General features: G+C 68.0%; 2 protein-coding genes. Both read left to right on the top strand.

Translation table 11 applies throughout. The annotated features are described in order from the left end of the window. The coding region (locus DD1DGNOD_RS13555; protein ID WP_241255697.1) for a DNA polymerase at window positions 1-1,141 on the top strand (1,141 nt) is incomplete at its 5' end. A gap of 524 nt (window positions 1,142-1,665) precedes the next feature. Beyond that, on the top strand, window positions 1,666-4,490 hold a 2,825-nt coding region (locus tag DD1DGNOD_RS13560; protein ID WP_241255698.1), incomplete at its 3' end, for an EAL domain-containing protein.

Consider the following 4,490-nt stretch of genomic DNA (forward strand, 5'->3'; position numbering starts at 1 on the left):
CCACCTGCTCGAACTCCAGAAGCACTACGGCGCGGAGGTCACCGCGGTGGCCGGGCAGGCCCACGAGATCGCCGGACGGCCGTTCAATCTCAGTTCGCCCAAGCAGCTGCAGGTGATCCTGTTCGACGAGCTGGGTCTGCCGAAGACCAAGAAGATCAAGACCGGCTACACCACCGACGCGGACGCGTTGGCCTGGCTCGCCACCCAGACCGACCATCCGCTGCTGGCCGTGCTTCTGCGTCATCGTGACGTTTCCCGACTGCGCACGGTGGTGGAGTCGCTCATCCCGATGATCGACGATGCCGGCCGCATCCACACGACCTTCAACCAGATGATCGCGGCGACCGGTCGACTGTCCTCAGCCGACCCCAACCTGCAGAACATCCCGGTGCGCACCGCTGAGGGCCGTCAGATCCGCCGGGCGTTCGTCGTCGGCGCGGGCTACGAGTCCTTGCTCACAGCCGACTACTCCCAGATCGAGATGCGCATCATGGCGCACCTCTCCGGTGACGAGGGGCTGATCGAGGCGTTCGCCTCGGGTGAGGACCTGCACACGTTCGTGGCGGCCCAGGCGTTCGACATCCCGGTGGACTCGGTCGACCCGGAGCTGCGCCGCCGGATCAAGGCCATGTCCTATGGGCTCGCCTACGGCCTGTCGGCGTTCGGGCTCGCCGGTCAGCTCGGTATCCATCCGGAGGAGGCCCGCGCGCAGATGGAGGCGTACTTCGCCCGGTTCGGCGGGGTGCGCGACTTCCTGCGTGGCGTGGTCGACCGGGCCCGTTCGGACGGCTACACCGAGACGATACTCGGACGCCGTCGCTATCTTCCGGACCTGACCAGTGACAACACGCAGCGGCGGCAGATGGCCGAGCGGATGGCGCTCAACGCCCCCATCCAGGGGTCCGCGGCGGACATCATCAAGATTGCGATGCTCGGTGTCGACCGGAGGCTGCGGGAGCACGGGGCGCGGTCACGGCTGTTGCTGCAGGTTCATGACGAGCTCGTGCTGGAGATCGCCCCGGGTGAGCGCGCGGAGGTCGAGGCGCTGGTGCGGGCCGAGATGGGTGCGGCCTACCAGATGTCGGTTCCCCTCGAGGTCAGCGTGGGTTCCGGCCGGACGTGGGATGACGCAGCGCACTGACGTCCTCTGTCACCGTCCGTCATAGACGTACTCTCTGCCGGCGGACGCCTACCGGGACGGCCTGACGCCTGCTCTGCTCGCGGGCCTGGCCGGGGGAGCCGTTGGGACGCCTGCCACCGGACCGGGCGTGGAACGCCGGATCCGGGTTACGGTGGGGAAACGGCATTGTTCCCGCGTCGTGACATGAACATCAACTAAATGTCCGGTCTGCTCCCATCCTTGTACCGTCGAGTCGGTCTTCTCTCACTCCTTGTAGCTGTTTTGGAGTGGGTGGGTTGCTCTCAGCTGCAGGTAGACGGGTTTCGTCGGCCTGGCGGAGAGTAATTTTGTTACTATCAGTAGTTTTTCGGTGGCTACGCCATGGGATCGTTTCCTTCTGTCGTGTTCGAATGCCCTGGATCAAGCCGATGCGACCGAACTCACAAGGGCCACAAGGGCGCGGTGTCCAAGGGCGCGGTGTCACGCCAGACAGTGTCGCGCCCGGTCGTGGCATTGCCCACCCGATGGCAGGAGGACCGATTGCCGTGAGCATCTCGCTTTTCACGGATCGGCGGCTTTTCCTGATCGTTCTTTCCGTGGCAGGCACCCTCACGTTCGGGACGCTCGCCCTGCTGCCCTGGTCACCGGGGCAGGACCGGGTCGCCACGTGGCTGGCGGTGGCGATCAGCGCGGCCAATCTGGTCGCGGCCGTACTGCTGACCCGGATCCGGCCGGGTGTTCACCGCATCCTGGTGTTCTCCTCGGTGCTGGCTGCCACGATCGCATTGGGCGGCAGCGACCCCGGTCGGGACAGCGACCTCTACCTGCTCTGGTACGCCTGGATCGCCGTTTATGCCGCGATGGTCCGTCGACTGCGGGTCGCGCTCTTGCACGCGCTGGTCATCAGCGCCGGTGCGGTGGTGGGTGTCGCGCTCAAAGGCGACCTGTACGCCGGGGCGCCGGCGGCGGTGATGGCCATCTTCACGATCATCGCCGCTACCCTGGTGGTGTTCTGGGTCGGTCGCTGGAGCCACCTGCTGGTCGTTCGCGACCCGTTGACGGGGCTGGCGAACCGGGCCGGTCTCGCCCGCGTCGCCCAGCCGGCGATCGCCGCGGCGATCGAGGCCGGCCGGCACGCCGTCTTGGTGCTTCTTGACATCAACCGGTTCCGCGAGGTCAACGACGCCCTCGGTCATCCCGCGGGGGACCACTTACTCCAAGTAGTAGCAATACAGTTGCGTAACGTGGCTACGGATCCCGCCCTGACCGGACGTCTCGGCGGCGACGAGTTCGCCGTCGTCATGTGCGGGGTTGATCTGCCAGATGAACCCGCGGCCACCCACGAGCACCTGCGTGCGATCGGTCGCACAGTGATCAGGCAACTCCGTGGTCCGTTCCGCATCGACGGGGTCGACGTGGAGGTGGAGGCCAGCGCGGGCGTCGCGGTCGCCCCGCTGCACGGCACGAGCCTCGGCGAGCTCCTGCCGGCCGCGGACGCGGCACTGCACGCGGCCGGTCGCGAAAGCGAACGGGTCGGCGTCTGGGACGCGGGCATGGGCGGGGTGCGACCGTGGGAATTTGCCCTGCACGCGCAGCTGCGCACCGCGATCGCCGGCGGCGAGCTGGTGCTGCACTACCAGCCGCTGCGGTCCTGCCGGACCGGCCGGATCGCCGGGGTGGAGGCGCTGCTGCGCTGGGTGCACCCGACCCGGGGGCTGCTGGCGCCCGGAGCGTTCCTGCCCATGGCGGAACGGTCGACTCTGATCATCGACCTCACCGAGTGGGTGCTGAACGAGGCCCTGCGCCAGTGCGCGGACTGGGCATCCGCCGGACACCACATACCGGTGTCGGTGAACCTCTCCGCGCGCATGCTTGTCCGTGACGGTCTGCCCGAGCTGGTGTCGGAGACGCTGTGCCGGCATGGCCTACCCGCCGACGTCCTGACCCTTGAGATCACTGAGAGTGCTCTGGTCACGCAGCCGGCCCGGGCCGCGGCCATGCTCAGGGAACTGCGTACCCGTGGGGTCAAGTTGTCGCTGGACGACTTCGGCACCGGTTACAGCTCGATGGAGATCCTCAAGACGCTGCCGTTCGACGAAGTGAAGATCGACAAGGGGTTCGTCTCCGACGCCCACGGCAGCCTGCCCGACATCGCGATCGTGCGTTCGGTCCTGGAGCTCGGACACCGGCTGGGACTGCGTGTCGTCGGGGAGGGCGTCGAGGACACCAGGGCTGTGCGGATGCTGATGGAACTGGGCTGCGATCTCCTGCAGGGTGAGGCGATCTCGTCTCCGCTGCCTCCCTCGGCGGAGCTGCTGGCCGTGCTGGGCGCCGGGACCTGCGGTGTGCTCCCGGCCGCTGCGAAAGCCACGGGGCTGCAGTCCGACGGCGAGCTGGAGCCTGCATGCGAGTTGGAGCCCGACAGCGAGTTGGAGCCCGACGGCGGGCTCGAGCCGGGGCCGGTCACGCCCGGACCAGTCGCCCTGACACCGACGGACGAACCGGCCAGGCTCAGGGCCCTGCGCGACTACGAGATCCTCGATTCCAGCCGGGAGGACGCCTTCGACGAGATCGCGACGCTGGCTGCCCGCCTGTGCGGCACTCCCGTGGCCTTCGTCGCCTTCCTGGATGCCGACCGGCAGTGGTTCAAGGCATGCTACGGATCGACCATCACCGAACTTCCCCGGGAGGACTCCCTCGGCCGGTATGTGCCGGCCGAGCCCGCTGTGCGGGAGATTCCCGACATCACCGGCGACCCCCGGTTCGTGCGGTTGGCCGCGCTCGGTCCCAGCCGTCCGTTCCGGTTCTACGCGGCGGCGCCGATCCTTACCCCGGACCGCAAGCTGATCGGCCATGTCGCAGTGCTGGACCGCGTTGCGCGCGCCCTCACTCCCGGCCAGAAGGAGTCGCTCGCCGCGTTGGGACGGCAGGCCACGCAGCTGCTGGAGGCCCGGCGGGCCGTACGCATGTTCGACCAGGTCACTGCCACACTGGGTGCGCTTGACCAGCTCTGGTATCCCGATCATCTGAACTCGGCGGTGTCGATGGTCGCCGAGGCGTCCCGAGGCCTGCTCGACGCGGACGCGGTCAGCCTGCTGCTTGCGGACATCCCCGGATCGACGGTGTTCCACGTGGCCGCGTCCGCCACGAGATCGGACGAGGAAGCCACGATCTCCCCAGAGGTAAGGTTCACTGAAAGTGACGAAACCGGTATCGGTACCGCGCTCCGTACCCGGGCGCCGGTCTTCTTCGCGGACGTGTCGACGTCGCGACCGTTCCCGCACGAGGTCGTTCGCCGGCCTCCTATCACCTCGGCGCTGCTGGTGCCGATCCTCGGTGAAGGCGGTCTGATCGGCCTGGTCGCGGCGTG

It is taken from the genome of Candidatus Protofrankia californiensis, assembly GCF_900634765.1.
Classification (GTDB): Bacteria; Actinomycetota; Actinomycetes; order Frankiales; family Frankiaceae; genus Protofrankia; species Protofrankia californiensis.